This is a genomic window from Bacillus mycoides, assembly GCF_001757995.1.
GTDB classification, from domain to species: Bacteria; Bacillota; Bacilli; order Bacillales; family Bacillaceae_G; genus Bacillus_A; species Bacillus_A mycoides_B.
In genome coordinates this window covers 90010-106350 of sequence record NZ_LXLV01000062.1, presented here as the reverse complement: position 1 = coordinate 106350, position 16341 = coordinate 90010, and the positions used below count along the sequence as shown (strand labels likewise).

The window sequence follows — 16341 nt, the reverse complement described above, 5'->3', positions numbered from 1 at the left end:
ATTCTTCTCAAAAAAAGAATGACACATTCCGCTATTATCACGCATATGATTAAGTGAATAGTGATTGAGGAGGGTTACGAATGTCCGAATTTAGAGAGATTATTACAAAAGCAGTGGTTGGAAAAGGACGTAAGTATACAAAGTCAACGCATACATGTGAATCGAATAATGAGCCAACAAGTATTTTAGGGTGCTGGGTAATTAACCATTCGTACGAAGCGAGAAAGAATGGGAAACATGTGGAAATTGAAGGTTTCTATGATGTAAACACTTGGTATTCATTTGATGGAAACACAAAGACTGAAGTTGTAACAGAACGTGTTAACTACACTGATGAAGTAAGCATTGGGTATCGTGATAAAAACTTTTCTGGTGACGATTTAGAAATTATCGCTCGTGTAATTCAGCCGCCAAATTGTTTAGAAGCTCTTGTATCGCCAAATGGTAATAAAATTGTTGTGACGGTAGAACGTGAATTTGTAACAGAAGTAGTTGGGGAAACGAAAATTTGTGTAAGTGTAAATCCTGAAGGTTGCGTAGAATCAGACGAGGATTTCCAAGTCGATGATGATGAGTTTGAAGAATTAGATCCGAACTTTATCGTCGATGCAGAAGAAGAGTAAGAGCAAGCTAGGGAGAAGTTCTTCCTAGCTTTTTACAATACATAAGTAGTGCTGAGTGAACATGATTCCTTATGAAATGTGCTATAATGGGGAAAGACTCCTGGAATAGGAGATATGGGTGTCCGTGAAGTGTGACATATATGAATATAGATTATTATGTAAGAATTATGGAGGAAAGACATGACGCAATATACGCCTATGATACAGCAATACTTAAAGGTTAAGGCAGACTATCAAGATGCCTTTTTATTTTTCCGATTAGGTGATTTTTATGAAATGTTCTTTGAAGATGCGGTTAAAGCAGCTCATGAACTTGAAATTACATTAACGAGCCGAGATGGTGGTAGTAGTGATCGTATACCGATGTGCGGTGTACCGCATCATGCAGCTAAAAATTATATTGAACAACTTGTTGAAAAAGGATATAAAGTAGCTGTTTGTGAGCAAGTGGAAGATCCAAAAACAGCTAAAGGTGTAGTACGTCGTGAAGTAGTACAACTAATTACGCCAGGAACGATGATGGAAGGGCGTACAATAGACGAGAAAGAGAATAACTTCTTAGCAGCATTAACACATTTCGAAGATGGATCTTATGCGCTAGCTTGCAATGACTTAACGACTGGACAAAATACAGTGACGTTGTTAACAGGTTCAGTAGAAGATATTTTATTAGAAGTGTATGCAACTGGTTCAAAAGAAATTGTTGTAGACTCTACATTTTCAAAAGATGAATTAAATAAATTAACTGAAACATTAAAAATGACGATTTCGTATGAAGATGCAACAACGATTCCGGAAGGGTTAGAACATCTTGTGAAAAATGTTTCACAAGCGAAGTTAATTAAAGCAATTGGACGCTTATTTAACTATGTGATAAGAACACAAAAACGTTCGTTAGATCACTTGCAACCAGTGGAAATTTATTATACGAACCAGTTTATGAAAATTGATGTGCATTCAAAGCGAAATTTAGAACTGACAGAAACACTTCGAACAAAAGAAAAAACAGGATCATTATTATGGCTATTAGATAAAACGAAAACAGCTATGGGTGGTCGTATGTTAAAACAGTGGATGGAACGTCCACTTATTCAGAAAGAAAAAGTTGAAGAGCGTTTAGAAATGGTTGAAACGTTTGTAAATGATTACTTCTTACGTGAAGATTTAAAAGAAAAGTTAAAAGAAGTATATGATTTAGAGCGTTTAGCAGGGAAAGTTGCATTTGGTAATGTAAATGCACGGGACTTATTACAGTTAAGACGTTCTTTACTTCAAGTACCAGCTATTTTAGAAGCGATTAGTCTTTTAGATAATGCTTATGCAGCAAGGTTAATTCAAGGTGCGGATCCATGTGAGAGCTTAACTGAATTACTAGGAAGAAGTATTCAAGAAAACCCACCGCTTTCTATTAAAGATGGAGATATTATTAAAGACGGTTATAATGACAAGCTTGATCAATATCGTTACGTTAGTAAAAACGGGAAAACGTGGATCGCAGAGCTTGAAAAACGAGAACGTGATATTACAGGGGTTAAATCGTTAAAAATCGGGTACAACCGTATTTTCGGCTACTACATTGAAGTGACGAAGGCGAATCTTGCAGCACTTCCAGAAGGGCGCTATGAGCGAAAACAAACACTTGCAAATGCAGAGCGTTTCATAACAGATGAATTAAAAGAAAAAGAAACATTAATCTTAGAAGCAGAAGAGAAAATTGTACAATTAGAATACGATTTATTTACAGCACTTCGCGAAGAAGTAAAAGTATTCATTCCGAAATTACAGCATTTAGCGAAAGTAATTAGTGAACTAGACGTACTGCAAAGCTTTGCGACAGTTAGTGAAGAAGAGCAGTTTGTAAAACCTGTTTTAACAACTAAGCGCGAAATCTTTATTAAAGATGGTCGTCATCCTGTCGTTGAAAAAGTATTGAACGGGAAATTGTATGTACCGAATGATTGTATTATGCCGGAGAAGATGGATGTCTTTTTAATTACAGGACCGAACATGTCTGGTAAAAGTACGTATATGAGACAATTAGCACTTGTTACTGTTATGTCACAAATTGGTTGCTTTGTACCAGCGACAGAAGCAGTATTACCTGTCTTCGATCAAATCTTTACGAGAATTGGTGCAGCGGATGATTTAATCTCAGGTCAAAGTACATTTATGGTTGAAATGTTAGAAGCGAAAAATGCAATTGCAAATGCATCAGAAAGAAGTTTAATTTTATTCGATGAAATTGGACGCGGTACATCTACGTATGATGGTATGGCACTTGCACAAGCAATCATTGAACATATTCATGACCAAATTGGTGCGAAAACATTATTCTCTACACATTATCATGAATTAACAGTGTTAGAAGAAAGTTTAGACCAACTAAAGAATGTACATGTTTCAGCTATTGAAGAGAATGGAAAAGTAGTTTTCCTTCATAAAATTCAAGATGGAGCTGCTGATAAAAGTTACGGAATTCACGTTGCTCAACTTGCCGAGCTTCCAGATAGCTTAATCGCTCGCGCGAAAGAAGTGTTAGCACAACTAGAAGGACAGGAAGAAATTGTTATTCCGAAACGAGTAGAAGTGAAAGTGCCAGAAATTGCTCCAGAACCAGTCGTTGTAAAAGAAGAACCGGCAAAAATACAAGAAGAGAAAGAAGAGACAGACAAAGAATCACAACTATCTTTCTTTGGCGGAGAACAGTCTTCGAAAAAACAAGACAAGCCTGTGCTCGATCAAAAAGAAACGGCAGTACTTGCACAAATTAAAAAGATTGATTTACTCGATATGACGCCTTTAGAAGCTATGAACGAACTGTATCGTTTACAGAAAAAGTTAAAGAAAGGATGAGTAAGTAGATGGGGAAAATTCGCAAACTCGATGATCAACTCTCTAATTTAATTGCGGCAGGGGAAGTAGTAGAGCGCCCTGCCTCAGTTGTAAAAGAACTCGTGGAAAATTCCATCGATGCGAATAGTACATCTATTGAAATCCACTTAGAAGAAGCTGGGTTATCGAAAATTCGCATTATTGATAATGGAGATGGCATTGCAGAAGAAGATTGTATCGTTGCATTTGAACGCCACGCAACGAGCAAAATTAAAGATGAAAATGATTTGTTTCGTATAAGAACGCTCGGTTTCCGCGGAGAGGCCCTGCCGAGTATTGCTTCTGTAAGTGAATTAGAATTAATCACAAGCACAGGTGATGCGCCTGGTACACACCTTATTATTAAAGGTGGAGACATTATAAAACAAGAGAAAACGGCGAGCCGAAAAGGAACAGATATTACAGTACAAAACTTATTCTTTAATACACCAGCGCGCCTTAAATATATGAAAACTATTCATACAGAGCTTGGTAACATTACAGATATCGTGTATCGTATTGCAATGTCACATCCTGAAGTATCGTTAAAACTGTTTCATAATGAAAAGAAATTGCTTCATACATCAGGAAACGGTGATGTAAGACAAGTACTTGCATCGATTTACAGCATTCAAGTTGCGAAGAAGCTGATTCCGATTGAAGCTGAGTCGTTAGACTTTACCATTAAAGGTTATGTAACATTGCCAGAAGTAACGAGAGCGTCTCGTAACTATATGTCAACGATTGTAAATGGCCGTTACGTTCGAAATTTCGTATTAATGAAAGCAATTCAGCAAGGATATCATACGTTACTGCCAATCGGACGATACCCAATCGGCTTCTTATCAATTGAAATGGATCCAATGCTTGTTGATGTCAACGTACATCCAGCAAAATTAGAAGTTCGCTTTAGTAAAGAACAAGAATTGCTAAAGCTTATCGAAGAGACATTGCAAGCTGCATTCAAAAAAATACAGCTCATTCCAGATGCAGGCGTAACAACGAAGAGAAAAGAAAAAGACGAAAGTGTGCAAGGGCAATTCCAGTTTGAGCATACGAAGCCGAAAGAACCATCTATGCCTAATATTGTTTTACCGACAGGAATGGATGAGAAACAAGAAAAACCAATGGCTGTAAAACAGCCAGCACAACTTTGGCAACCGCCGAAGCAAGAATGGCAACCACCACAGTCTCTCGTAAGAGAAGAAGAAGGCTGGCAACCAACTACTACTAAACCGATAATCGAAGAACCGATTCGAGAAGAAAAATCATGGAACAGTAATGAAGAGGATTTTGAGTTAGAGGAATTGGAAGAAGAAGTTGGGGAAATAAGAGAGATTGAAATGAACGGTAATGATTTACCACCGCTTTATCCAATTGGACAAATGCATGGAACATATATTTTCGCTCAAAATGATAATGGATTATATATGATTGATCAGCATGCAGCGCAGGAACGTATCAACTATGAATATTTCCGTGATAAAGTGGGACGAGTTACGCAAGAAGTACAAGAATTACTTGTACCGTACCGCATCGATTTATCTCTTACCGAATTTTTACGTGTCGAAGAGCAGTTAGAAGAACTAAAAAAAGTCGGTCTATTCTTGGAACAATTCGGCCATCAATCCTTTATCGTCCGTTCGCACCCAACGTGGTTCCCGAAAGGACAAGAAACAGAAATCATCGACGAAATGATGGAGCAAGTCGTCAAACTAAAAAAAGTTGATATTAAAAAATTACGTGAAGAAGCAGCCATCATGATGAGCTGTAAAGCATCGATTAAAGCAAATCAATATTTAACGAACGATCAAATATTCGCTTTACTTGAAGAACTTCGCACAACAACAAACCCATACACATGTCCGCACGGAAGACCAATTCTAGTGCATCATTCTACTTATGAATTGGAGAAGATGTTTAAGAGGGTTATGTAAGGTTAATAAAAATAGGTTACAAAAAGGAGCAACATTGATATGTTGCTCCTTTTTAATATGTAGTTATAATTGTTAGATAATAATGAAAGAGAGTGATTTTGTTGTTTATTTAAATTTGAGCACTTTATATTAAGATTAAAATGTATGGTTTTAAGTAGTTCATTTCTAGGCTCAGGCGGCCATAGTTTATCTATGTATAAAAAAGCGCTGTATATCAGCACTTTTTAAAGGGTACGTGAATTGTAAAGTAAAGGTTTGTACATTATTAAAATCGTAACTATGCACGGCTAAACATAGATTCTTAATTTGTTAATTGTTATAAGGGTCTATACAATTATTTATTCTTGTTATTATTAATTTTTTCAGTATATAGAACTTGCTCTTTGTAATGCTTCTTAATGGGGAAATTATGTGTATCTGTACCGTTTTTGAATTTTTTATCAATGGGGTTTTTTAGAGGAATTGTTGTAGTTTCGGTAAATTCATATGGGTAATTTATTTTAGATTTATCTTCAAACATGAAAATGCCTCCTTTTTAAGGTTTCCTAAATTCTTTACTATAACATGATATGCATATATATTTTTTTGGACTAGTTATTTATATAGGTTAATGGAATTTAATTACATAAATACTGAAATATTTTAAAGGAAAACAATTCGAGAAAGATATTGTATGAAAAGCCGTTGACTAATATTGTTGTTTTTTTAGTTATTGTGATGTATCTGAAATGGTATATAGGTTCATTTAATAACTATTATGTAAGGTTTTTTTGTTTGTCAGCGAAGTAAATGTTGCATATATATTCGTTATAGATTGTTTTTATAATGTAATGTATATGGGGTTTTCCTGATAATATAATGTGAAATATTATAGTGTTATTAGGTTATTAGGAACATTTAATGTTGTTTCACAACTGAAAGCGAATTGAAAAAGAACTGAAACTTTTCTCATAAAAATTCAATCTTACTTGAAAAATGAAAGGAAAATGAAATTTTTCAAAAGAAATTCTTTGTTAAGATAAAAAGCATACATAAAAAAAGTATTGACATATCTTAAAAATGTATTTTCAAGATATAGTGGGGGAAAAGATGAGAATAGAAAAACAATTAATAAAAAAGATGTATTATGAAACATTCCTAATGGAGAATGAAACAAAACCACCTCTTGACGTACTTGGGGAAGTTTATGTAAACGAAGAAAAAAATGAGATTTCCGATGGGTCTTATATTCGTTTTGCACAAGGTGAATTTTATTATCACCATCAAGATTTTGAAGCAGCTATTTTTAAATGGGAGAAAGTTGGCAATGAATTAGCGCCATGGGCACAAAAAAATATTGCGGATGCTTACTTCGAACTTAACCAATTATCAGTTGCTGAAAATGTGTATACTTCCATTACTACTGATAACAAAATACTTATGACCGAAATTGTACTGCAATTACTGTCTCTTTACATCGAGCAAAATAATTTTGAAGCAGCTTTCGCTGTTATTAAAGAAGCGGTTTCTTTAAATCCCGATTATCCAAACGTCACAACAATTGCACGTTCCTTTTATGAAGAACAGCAAGATTTTGATAGTGCAGTAGAGCTTGCTGTGAATGAGTTAATTCGAACAGAATCTTATCCGTGGTTCGAGGTTCTAAAAGGATATATCGATAAAGGATTTACTAAAAATATTTCACCAGATTATTTTTATGAAATATTAGTTACATTAAATAATGTAGATCAAGTGCAATTTACGCAAATTGTTTCATCACTTTGGAACAGTTATAAAAATGAACAAAATTACTTATTATGGCTTAACACAATAAATGAATTTTTCTTACATATCGAAATACATTCGTCCGATATATGGGACAAAATTTCTTCTCTTTACGAAGAAACGTACTTTGAATTAATTCAAGGTCAATATATGCTTAGACAATTACACGATATTATTCCAAATCTGTTAACAAACTGGTTAAAGGTAGTCAATCCATCTCACGCTGTATTTCCATCTGCAGCTGTATTGGCATGGGATGAGATTTTTCCTTCTAAAATAGATTCAGCGGATATAAAACATGCGGAAAACCTACTGTCATATTCTATTAATCATGTGAATGGCTTAGAGTATAGTTTACATCTTTTTGAATCTATTACAGGGTGGGCACAAGAACATGATTTAGAAATGGGTCACCGATTTAGCTGGTTAGTTGGCGAGCTTGCAGATTTAAGAACAAATCGCCTATTAGTAACTGGGACTTCAGGAAACGGAAAAGCTTCATTTATTAACTCTATTTTGGGAGAAAATATATTAGAAAACTCAATCTCAAATGTAGTTGTTTTTAAAAATGACGCTTATACAGAAATTAACGCTATAACAGATTCGGAAATTACAACAACTGAGAATTTCTCTGATTTCCATAACATGGTGGCAGTGCACCGTCAAACATATAGAGATAGAGCATGTGTTGAATTTAAATTACCATGCAGATTTTTAAGTAAAAACAAACTTACATTCGTTGTTACACCTAGCTTTAATAGGAACAATGACGCGAAAGATGAGGTATTTGAATATTTAAATTCTACAGATGAATTATTATTCGTATTGAATACGGATTCACCTTTTACTGACAAAGAACGTGACATTCTATTAAGTATCCAAGAACATACACCAAATCTACAAGTTCATTTCTTATTAAATAAAATCGATAATATTTACAATGAAGCAGAAGCAAAAAGAGTTATACAAGATACGCAAGTGAGAATAAATACATATTTCCCTAATGCAAGAATTTTCCCTTATTCTTCGTTATATACAAATAGTAAACAACTAAATGATTTAACTGAGTTTATTCATTTTAACTTTAACCATAAAAATATCGATGTAGAACGGAATGAAAAGCTATTGTTTTTCATTCGAAAAACAATTACATATCTTTTGGATAAACGCGTCGAGAGGGAAAACAATCTAGTGGATTCTATTAATTGGAATGAAGATATGTTAGTTAAACTTAATGGTTGTATTAATAACCTTACTGCTTTTGAGAAGGAAAAAATTCATTTAATTACAGAATCATATCGTACGATGAAAAACGAAATTACTAATAATCTTACAGAACATATTCCGAAACTATTGCAAAGTTGTTCCGATTTAATTAGTGAAGAAAGCGATTTTAGTCACATTGATATTGAACTAAACACAGCGATGAATGGAAGAGTGCAACAATATCTAGAACAAACTGTATTACCTAATCTTGCTCGCTCTATGCAAAATTGGATTGTGACCTCTAATAATGAGCTCCTTCAAAGTCAATTGTACTTAGAAGAAACCAGTGAAGGACTTAATTCTTTATTTGGAGAAAATCGAATACAGTTAGAATGTGACTTTAAAGTAATTGATGACTGGCGCAGAGATACTGATAGAATGACAACTAGAATACAAATGGAAGAAGTAAATATTTTACGCCGATTTACGCCAGCGCAATTTTTACTGAAAAGTGCCGGTAAATTATTTGGAGTTCTTCCTAAAAATAAAGCTATGCTATATAACAAATACAAACAGTATTTAGAAAATGAAGATTATACCGATGTAACGGCTTCTATTATGAAGAAGTTTTTCTTGCAATTTGAGCTGTTTGAAAACACACAAGAGCGGGATATTAATATGTTCTTTAGAAATCCATTTGGTGCGTTGGAACAAGCTATAGAAAGCACTCATTTAGAAATAAAAGAAAAACAAGATAAATTGCATAAAATGAAATCAAACCCTGAAGTTTATCATGATCCTATAACGCTCTTTGAATTGAGATTACGTCAATGTGAAGTAATCTTGAATATAGGTGAGGATAATTCCTATATTCAAGATTTACCTTTAGAAACAATCGTAGAATAAAGTGAAACTATAATCAGTGGGGGTTTTGTTCATCCCAATTGATTAGTAGCCTTCACCAATCGGGCGTTTACGGGCAGTTGATCTCCCGCCTAACGCCCTCGCATTCGCCGAATTTTGAGGTGGGAGTTTTACTGCCCACAAATAGCGGGATAAACGTAAAGCAACTCCAAAATATACAATGAAAGTTGATTTTGGAGTTGTTTTTTGTTTGCATCTGTATAATATGTACGTTTTTTTAATAGCAGATCGCATCATGTGTTATAAGAGAAGTAATAGGGAAAAGGGAGCAATATTGACACTCCCACCCCTAAAGGGGCCAGCTGACTAACGTCAGTGGGATTCTTGCTACCAAAGGCGAAGTCCATTTCTGGTATCGCTGACGTGCAAGATTGCGGTGTGCCATCACCACTCCCACAACAGACCATATAGGTTTGTGGGCTACGGTACTGTGACCATACCGTACAGATTGTTGGTTCTCAAATGTTTTTACGTCTTTTGCATGACGACTTAATACATTTTACGGAGTAGAAGAATTTGCTACCCCAACCTCATATGTATTCTGTTTTCAGAGAACAGTCGTTTTAGAGTCTTTTGCATGACTATGAATAAAGTATACCATGTTTTGCTATGCAAAAACGATGCTTTCATCCCACGTCTAAAGACGGACTAAAGTCCTGCGTGGGCTTTCCCATATCGTAAATTCTGTAATTAGTTGCTCCCTTTCCATTTAATTAGAGTATTTAAATGTCTGATAAATATTTTCCAACATACAGACCACTTGCAGCTGCTTGAGATAATGAATGAGTGACGCCTGAACAATCTCCAATTAAAAATAGCCCATTCATACTTGTTTCAAAATGGTTATTGATTTTTATCGTAGGAGCATAGAACTTTCCATCAATTCCATATAATAAAGTATCTTGATCGATAGGTTCTCGGGTAAATTGTTCTAAACGTAATAAAAATACTTTGAGCCCTTCAATATATAATGGAGGGATTTCTTTATGCAAATCTCCATAATCTCCGTGTAGTGTAGGGTGTATACGATTATGTTTCATATCTTTTTCCATAGTAGGTTGTTTCTTTATTAAGTCCTCTAAGCGCTGTATAACAATCCGATCTCGTCCTTGGTTAATGCTTTTAATAATTGAACTTGCGTATACATTTGCTTCTTTGAGAGTTGGAAAATAGCGCGGGATAAACAAAGTGAAATTTAAGTTAGGAGTGCCAGTTCCTCGTTCTCGAAAATTTTGACCGTCAGGCATAACTAAACCTTCTTCGTACTTCCGAATAATGCGTCCTTTTGGATTCATACAGTAAGTAGTTGCTGTGAAATTTTCGCCTTGATAAGAAAGTTTCGTTTCGAAAGTATCTTTTAATATAGAACGTAATTGATGTTCTTGCATTTCTACTCTAATACCTAAATCTACACGTGTTTGCTCCTGAGAAATATTTAGAGAAGTACACATTTCTTTTAACCAATCCGCCCCGGAACGACCGGTTGCAAATACTAATTTCTTAGAATGGACAGTTTCTTGATTTGTATATATTTTAAAATGGTCTTTCTGCTTAACGATATTTTGTACATCTATATGAAATTGGATATCTATTTTGGTAAGTAAAAATTCATAGAGCTGCTGAAAAATGTTACTGGAAAGTTTAGTACCCAGATGCCTTACTTCTGTTGTTAGCATTTGTAAACCACATGCCTCAGCTCTCTTAGTGAGATTTAGATTTTCTGTAGAATATTTTGAAACTGAACTTCCGCCAAACTGGCATAGAATTTCATCTACTTCAGCCATCAGGTGCATAAAACCTTCTTTACCTACTTTTTTCTCAAGTTCGCCTCCAAAGCCGTTTGTATAATTAAATTTCCCTTCAGACTTTCCTAAACCACCAAACCCGAAATATTTATCACATGCAGTACAGTTACATATTTCCCCTTGTTCTAAAGAGCAATTTCGATGTTCTAACGGTTTGCCTTTATCGAGAATTAAAACCTTTTTGTTGCTTTTGGCTAATGTATAAGCCATAAAAATGCTACTCACTCCAGCACCGATAATTGTAACATCATACATATTTTTTCACCTGCTACCGAATAGTTTGTTTGCTATTTTCCTAGTGTATAACAATTTTACAAAATTAAGAAATAGCTTGTATTAATAAAGTCATAGTTGTGGATTTGATGCTCTCTCAATTACTCTAAATGGTGAATGAGATACAACAATTTTTTATTTGAAAAGAGAGATACTTTTAAACAATCATTTTATCATAGGGTTAATAAAAAGCTTACATATAAAAAGAACAGACCTTTTAAGTAAAGAGGTCTGCTAATAATTTGAAATAGTTGTTAAGTGCATAAATTTGAAGGGAATTATAGTTTTATTTAGCGAAGACGTGGTTACCGATTACTGCTACTGTTTGACGTGTCGTAATCCATTTGCTTGTTGAAGTTTTTGGATTGTAAAAATAAAGCCAATCAGAATGTATTCCGTTTGTAGAGATGGCCTCTTCTACAGCCATTTTTGCTTCTGCGCTTGCAGGCTGATTAATTCTTCCATCTGTAACAGGAGTAAATGCATATCCGTGTTTAATAGATTCATAAATAACGCCTGTTATTGTATTCGGAAAACCTTTTGCATTTACACGATTTAAAATAACTTTCGCCACTGCTACTTTTCCTTTATATGATTCGCCACCTGATTCAGCAGTAACTAAGCGTGCCATTAAGTCTTTTTCTTTTTCTGAAATACTTGAATTAATTTTCAAATGTTGTCCTGTATAAAGTTTGTTTCCGGCTGTATTGTTAATTTGTTTTATAGATTGAACGGTTACATTGTAACGCTTTGCTACAGTTTCTAATGAATCTCCTGGCTGTACTTGATAAATAATTTGTCCAGAGATGTTCTTAGGTTTGTCGTTTTGATAAACAGTGACCTCATTGGATTTCATGGATCCTGGACTATTTAACTGTTCACCAATAAAAGTTTGATCGTTTCCTTTATTATTCGCTTGTTTAATGGATTGTATTGAAACTCCATATTGTTTACTTATACCCCAAAGTGTATCATTCTTTTTTACTGTATGAATGGTGGAAGCCTCAGCTGCACCTTGATTACATACGAATGTAATTACTGCTGCAGATAAAGGAATTATATGTTTTATTTTTAAAAATTTCATTGTAAATCCTCCTGATAAAAAATTAAGTTTTAACTGTTGAGTAATGTGGTTCAGAGTATATATAAGATATGTATTTATATTTTAATATAAGTATATTAGCACGTGTGGAATAAATAATCATTATAAGTTTTTTATTTATATCATGTAGGACCCCAATATGAAATATTGCATAAGAAAACACATTGAAGTTGATGTTGTCGATTACTATAATTTATCTAGTAGAAAGGGACTTTAAATTTTACTTCTATGCAATATCTCATATTTATGAAATATTATTTATTTTTAATTAAGTAGCTTATATTATATTTAATAAGTTTGATATAAAACAGAAAAAGAGAGGCATAAAAATGAGCAATAAGAAGTTTATTTTAAAATTATTCATATGTAGTACTATACTTAGCACATTTGTATTTGCTTCGAATGATAAGCAAGCAGTTGCTGCTAGCTCTGGTAATGGGCTTGAAAACTGGTCAAAATGGATGCAACCTATACCTGATGACATACCGTTAGCACGAATTTCAATTCCAGGAACACATGATAGTGGAACGTTCAAGTTGCAAAATCCGATAAAGCAAGTATGGGGAATGACGCAAGAATATGATTTTCGTTACCAAATGGATCACGGAGCTAGAATTTTTGATATTAGAGGGCGTTTAACAGATGATAATACGATAGTTCTTCATCATGGGCCACTATATCTTTATGTAACATTGCACGAATTTATAAACGAGGCGAAACAATTTTTAAAAGATAATCCAAGTGAAACTATTATTATGTCTTTAAAAAAAGAGTATGAGGATATGAAAGGGGCAGAAGATTCATTTAGTAGTACGTTTGAAAAAAAATATTTTCTTGATCCTATCTTTTTAAAAACAGAATGGAATATAAACCTTGGAGATGCTCGTGGGAAAATTGTATTATTAAAAAGATATAGTGGCAGTAATGAGTCTGGAGGATATAATAATTTTTATTGGCCAGATAACGAGACGTTTACCACAACTGTAAATCAAAATGTAAATGTAACAGTACAAGATAAATATAAAGTGAGTTATGATGAGAAAGTAAAATCTATTAAAGATACGATAAATGAAACGATTAACAATAGTGAAGATTTTAATCATCTGTATATTAATTTTACAAGCTTGTCTTCTGGTGGTACAGCATGGAATAGTCCATATTATTACGCCTCTTATATAAATCCTGAAATTGCAAACTATATGAAACAAAAGAATCCTACGAGAGTAGGCTGGATGATTCAAGATTATATAAATGAAAAATGGTCACCAATACTTTATCAAGAAGTTATAAGAGCGAATAAGTCACTTGTAAAAGAGTAAAGATTGTCATAGTAAGAAGCGATGAAATACATCGCTTCTTTTTTGTTTTCTAAAATTAACATCAAATATAGTTTTACATATCGTACGTTCATGATAGAAAAAAATCGAAACTTAAGCTATAATTACACATATAAAATTTGTACCTATAAATATTATATGTAATAATGAATTTAATTTGTTGTAATGAAACGGAGGTATATACTATGAAGTTTCCACATGATTTTTTATTCGGGGCTGCTTCAGCTTCTTATCAAGTAGAAGGTGCATGGAATGAAGATGGAAAAGGTATTACGAATTGGGATGAGTTTTCAAAAATTCCTGGCAAAACATACAATGGGACAAATGGTGATGTAGCTGTTGATCATTATCATCGATATAAGGAAGACGTTCGCTTAATGGCTGAGATGGGGTTAGAATCGTATCGTTTTTCTATTTCTTGGGCGAGAATTTTACCGACTGGAGATGGAGAGGTAAATGAAAAAGGAATAGAATTTTATAATAACTTAATTGATGAATGCTTAAAGTATGGGATTGTACCATTTGTAACCTTATATCATTGGGATTTACCTTTAATTTTAGAAAAAGACGGTGGATGGACGAATAAACGTACAGCAGAAGCTTTCGTAAAGTACGCAGAGATTTGTTTTAAGGCGTTTGGTGATAGAGTGAAACATTGGATTACTTTTAACGAAACAGTAATGTTTTGTGGATTAGGTTATTTAAAAGGTGCACATCCACCAGGGATACAAAATGATGTTCCAAAGTACTTTCAAGCGACTCATTATGTATTTTATGCGCATGCAAAAACAGTTGCAGTGTACAAGCAGCTGAAACAATATGGAGAGATTGGGATTACGCATGTTTTCTTACCTGCTTATAGTGTGGATGATCAAAAAGAAAATATACTAGCAGCAAATCATGCGAATGAATATGAAACGTATTGGTACTATGATCCAGTTTTAAAAGGTGAGTATCCGTCTTATGTTGTACAACAATTAAAGGAAAAAGGATGGACTCCTAATTGGACGGTTGAAGAATTAGAAATCATTAAACAAAATGCCGAAAAGAATGATTTTATTGGCTTGAATTATTATCAACCGATACGAGTGGAAAGATATGATATGGATATAAAGAATGAGGAACATTCTCGAGAAAACTCAACACTTGCTCCGGGTAATCCTTCTTTTGATGGTTTTTATCGAACAGTTAAAATGGATGATAAAACATATACAAAATGGGGATGGGAAATATCTCCCGAAGGTTTCTTAGATGGATTGCATATGTTGAAAGCACGCTACGGTGACATAAAGATGTATGTAACGGAAAATGGACTTGGTGATGAAGATCCAATCATTGACGGAGAAATTGTAGATGTTCCAAGAATTAAATTTATTGAAGAGCATTTAAAAGTAATGAAGCGTGCAATTCAAGAGGGAATTAATTTAAAAGGTTATTATGCATGGTCTGTTATCGATTTATTAAGTTGGCTAAATGGATATAAAAAGCAATATGGCTTTATTTTTGTCGATCATAATGATAACTTAAAACGTAAGAAGAAACTTTCGTTTCATTGGTATAAGCATGTGATCGAAACGAGAGGAGAAGAGTTATAACAGATAAAAGAGTATTTTAGGAGAAAGTGTATGAGTGCAAAGTATAAACAAATTGCAGATGTGTTAGAGCAAGACATTCGAGATGGGCTTTTTAATGAAACGAAAAAACTACCTACAGAAGAAGCGTTGATGAACCGATTTGAAGTAAGCCGTAATACGATACGTAAAGTAATTAGTCAGCTTGTGAATAGAGGCTATATTTTTCAAGTGCAAGGTAGTGGTATGTTTTTACGCGAAACTTCTGTAACAGATTACATTAATTTAGGGAGTTTACGTGGATTAACGAAAAACCTCGTTTCACAAAATATTGAAACGAAAGTGTTAGAGCTTGAAGTAATAGATGCGGACGAAGAGATAGCAAAGCGGATGCAATGTGAAGTTGGAACTAGGTTATATTTTTTGAAGCGCTTAAGAATTGTAGATGGGAAACCATTCTCTATTGAAGTAAGTTATTTCAAAAAAGATATCGTTCCTTATTTGAATGAAGAAATAGCATTAAGTTCTGTATACAGTTATTTCATTGAAGATTTACGATTAAATATTGGCTTTGCCGATAAAGTTATTAGTTGTGAAAAAGTAAATAAAGAAAATGCACAGCTTTTAGAAATAAATGAAGGTGATCCGGCACTTCTTATTGAAAATACAGTTCATCTTGTGAATGGAACCATTTTTGAGTTATCTCAATCGATGTTTCATTATGAAAAGACCAAACTTTTAAATCGGATTAATTTTAAGTGAAAATGAATATAAATAACTTTGTGAAAAAGCAACTGATCTAAGTGATTAGTTGCTTTTTATTTTTAAAGTGGATGAGCGAAAAAATGCAAAAGTGGTTGGTCCGTTTTTTGCAAACTTCTATTATGATAAGAGAAGAAAGGTAGTATTTTATCGACGTTTTAAAGAG

General features: G+C 33.7%; 10 protein-coding genes. 7 read left to right on the top strand and 3 right to left on the bottom strand.

All coding sequences use genetic code 11. The annotated features are described in order from the left end of the window. Positions 1-80: 80 nt before the first annotated feature. The 3 genes from cotE to mutL all read left to right on the top strand — a co-directional run bounded on the left by cotE (position 81) and on the right by mutL (position 5431). On the top strand, positions 81-623 hold the full coding sequence (gene cotE, locus BWGOE10_RS18890; RefSeq protein ID WP_001288802.1) for an outer spore coat protein CotE: 543 nt from the start codon (positions 81-83) through the stop codon (positions 621-623). Positions 624-803: 180 nt separating this feature from the next. Beyond that, a complete protein-coding gene (gene mutS, locus BWGOE10_RS18885; protein ID WP_070144551.1) occupies positions 804-3476 on the top strand; it encodes a DNA mismatch repair protein MutS in 2673 nt (890 codons plus the stop codon). An 8-nt stretch (positions 3477-3484) separates the two neighbouring features. Then, complete coding sequence (gene mutL / locus BWGOE10_RS18880; RefSeq protein WP_070144550.1) at positions 3485-5431, top strand: DNA mismatch repair endonuclease MutL; 1947 nt, start codon at positions 3485-3487, stop codon at positions 5429-5431. Positions 5432-5765: 334 nt separating this feature from the next. On the opposite strand, the gene BWGOE10_RS18875 is transcribed toward mutL, so the two are convergent. Further along, positions 5766-5951: a hypothetical protein gene (locus tag BWGOE10_RS18875; protein ID WP_070144549.1), complete on the bottom strand. Its 186-nt coding sequence runs from the start codon at positions 5949-5951 to the stop codon at positions 5766-5768. 569 nt (positions 5952-6520) lie between these two features. Here BWGOE10_RS18875 and BWGOE10_RS18870 point away from each other — a divergent pair. After that, positions 6521-9307 carry a dynamin family protein gene (locus BWGOE10_RS18870; protein WP_070144548.1) on the top strand — a complete coding sequence of 929 codons (2787 nt, stop codon included), beginning with the start codon at positions 6521-6523 and terminating at the stop codon, positions 9305-9307. Between the two features lie 740 nt (positions 9308-10047). Here BWGOE10_RS18870 and BWGOE10_RS18865 read toward each other — a convergent pair. After that, positions 10048-11385 carry an NAD(P)-binding protein gene (locus tag BWGOE10_RS18865; protein WP_070144547.1) on the bottom strand — a complete coding sequence of 446 codons (1338 nt, stop codon included), beginning with the start codon at positions 11383-11385 and terminating at the stop codon, positions 10048-10050. 304 nt (positions 11386-11689) lie between these two features. Continuing rightward, the gene (locus BWGOE10_RS18860; RefSeq protein ID WP_070144546.1) at positions 11690-12487 is read right to left on the bottom strand and encodes a cell wall hydrolase; all 798 of its coding nucleotides are present in this window, start codon (positions 12485-12487) and stop codon (positions 11690-11692) included. A gap of 347 nt (positions 12488-12834) precedes the next feature. On the opposite strand from BWGOE10_RS18860, the gene BWGOE10_RS18855 reads away from it, so the two are divergent. The 3 genes from BWGOE10_RS18855 (at position 12835) to BWGOE10_RS18845 (ending at position 16175) form a co-directional block, all read left to right on the top strand. Then, entirely contained in the window at positions 12835-13824 is a 990-nt protein-coding gene (locus tag BWGOE10_RS18855; protein WP_070144545.1) for a phosphatidylinositol-specific phospholipase C, read from the top strand. A gap of 203 nt (positions 13825-14027) precedes the next feature. Continuing rightward, positions 14028-15437, top strand: a complete 1410-nt coding sequence (locus BWGOE10_RS18850) for a glycoside hydrolase family 1 protein (RefSeq protein WP_070144544.1) — start codon at positions 14028-14030, stop codon at positions 15435-15437. 30 nt (positions 15438-15467) lie between these two features. Continuing rightward, the gene (locus tag BWGOE10_RS18845) at positions 15468-16175 is read left to right on the top strand and encodes a GntR family transcriptional regulator (protein WP_070144543.1); all 708 of its coding nucleotides are present in this window, start codon (positions 15468-15470) and stop codon (positions 16173-16175) included. Positions 16176-16341 lie beyond the last annotated feature (166 nt).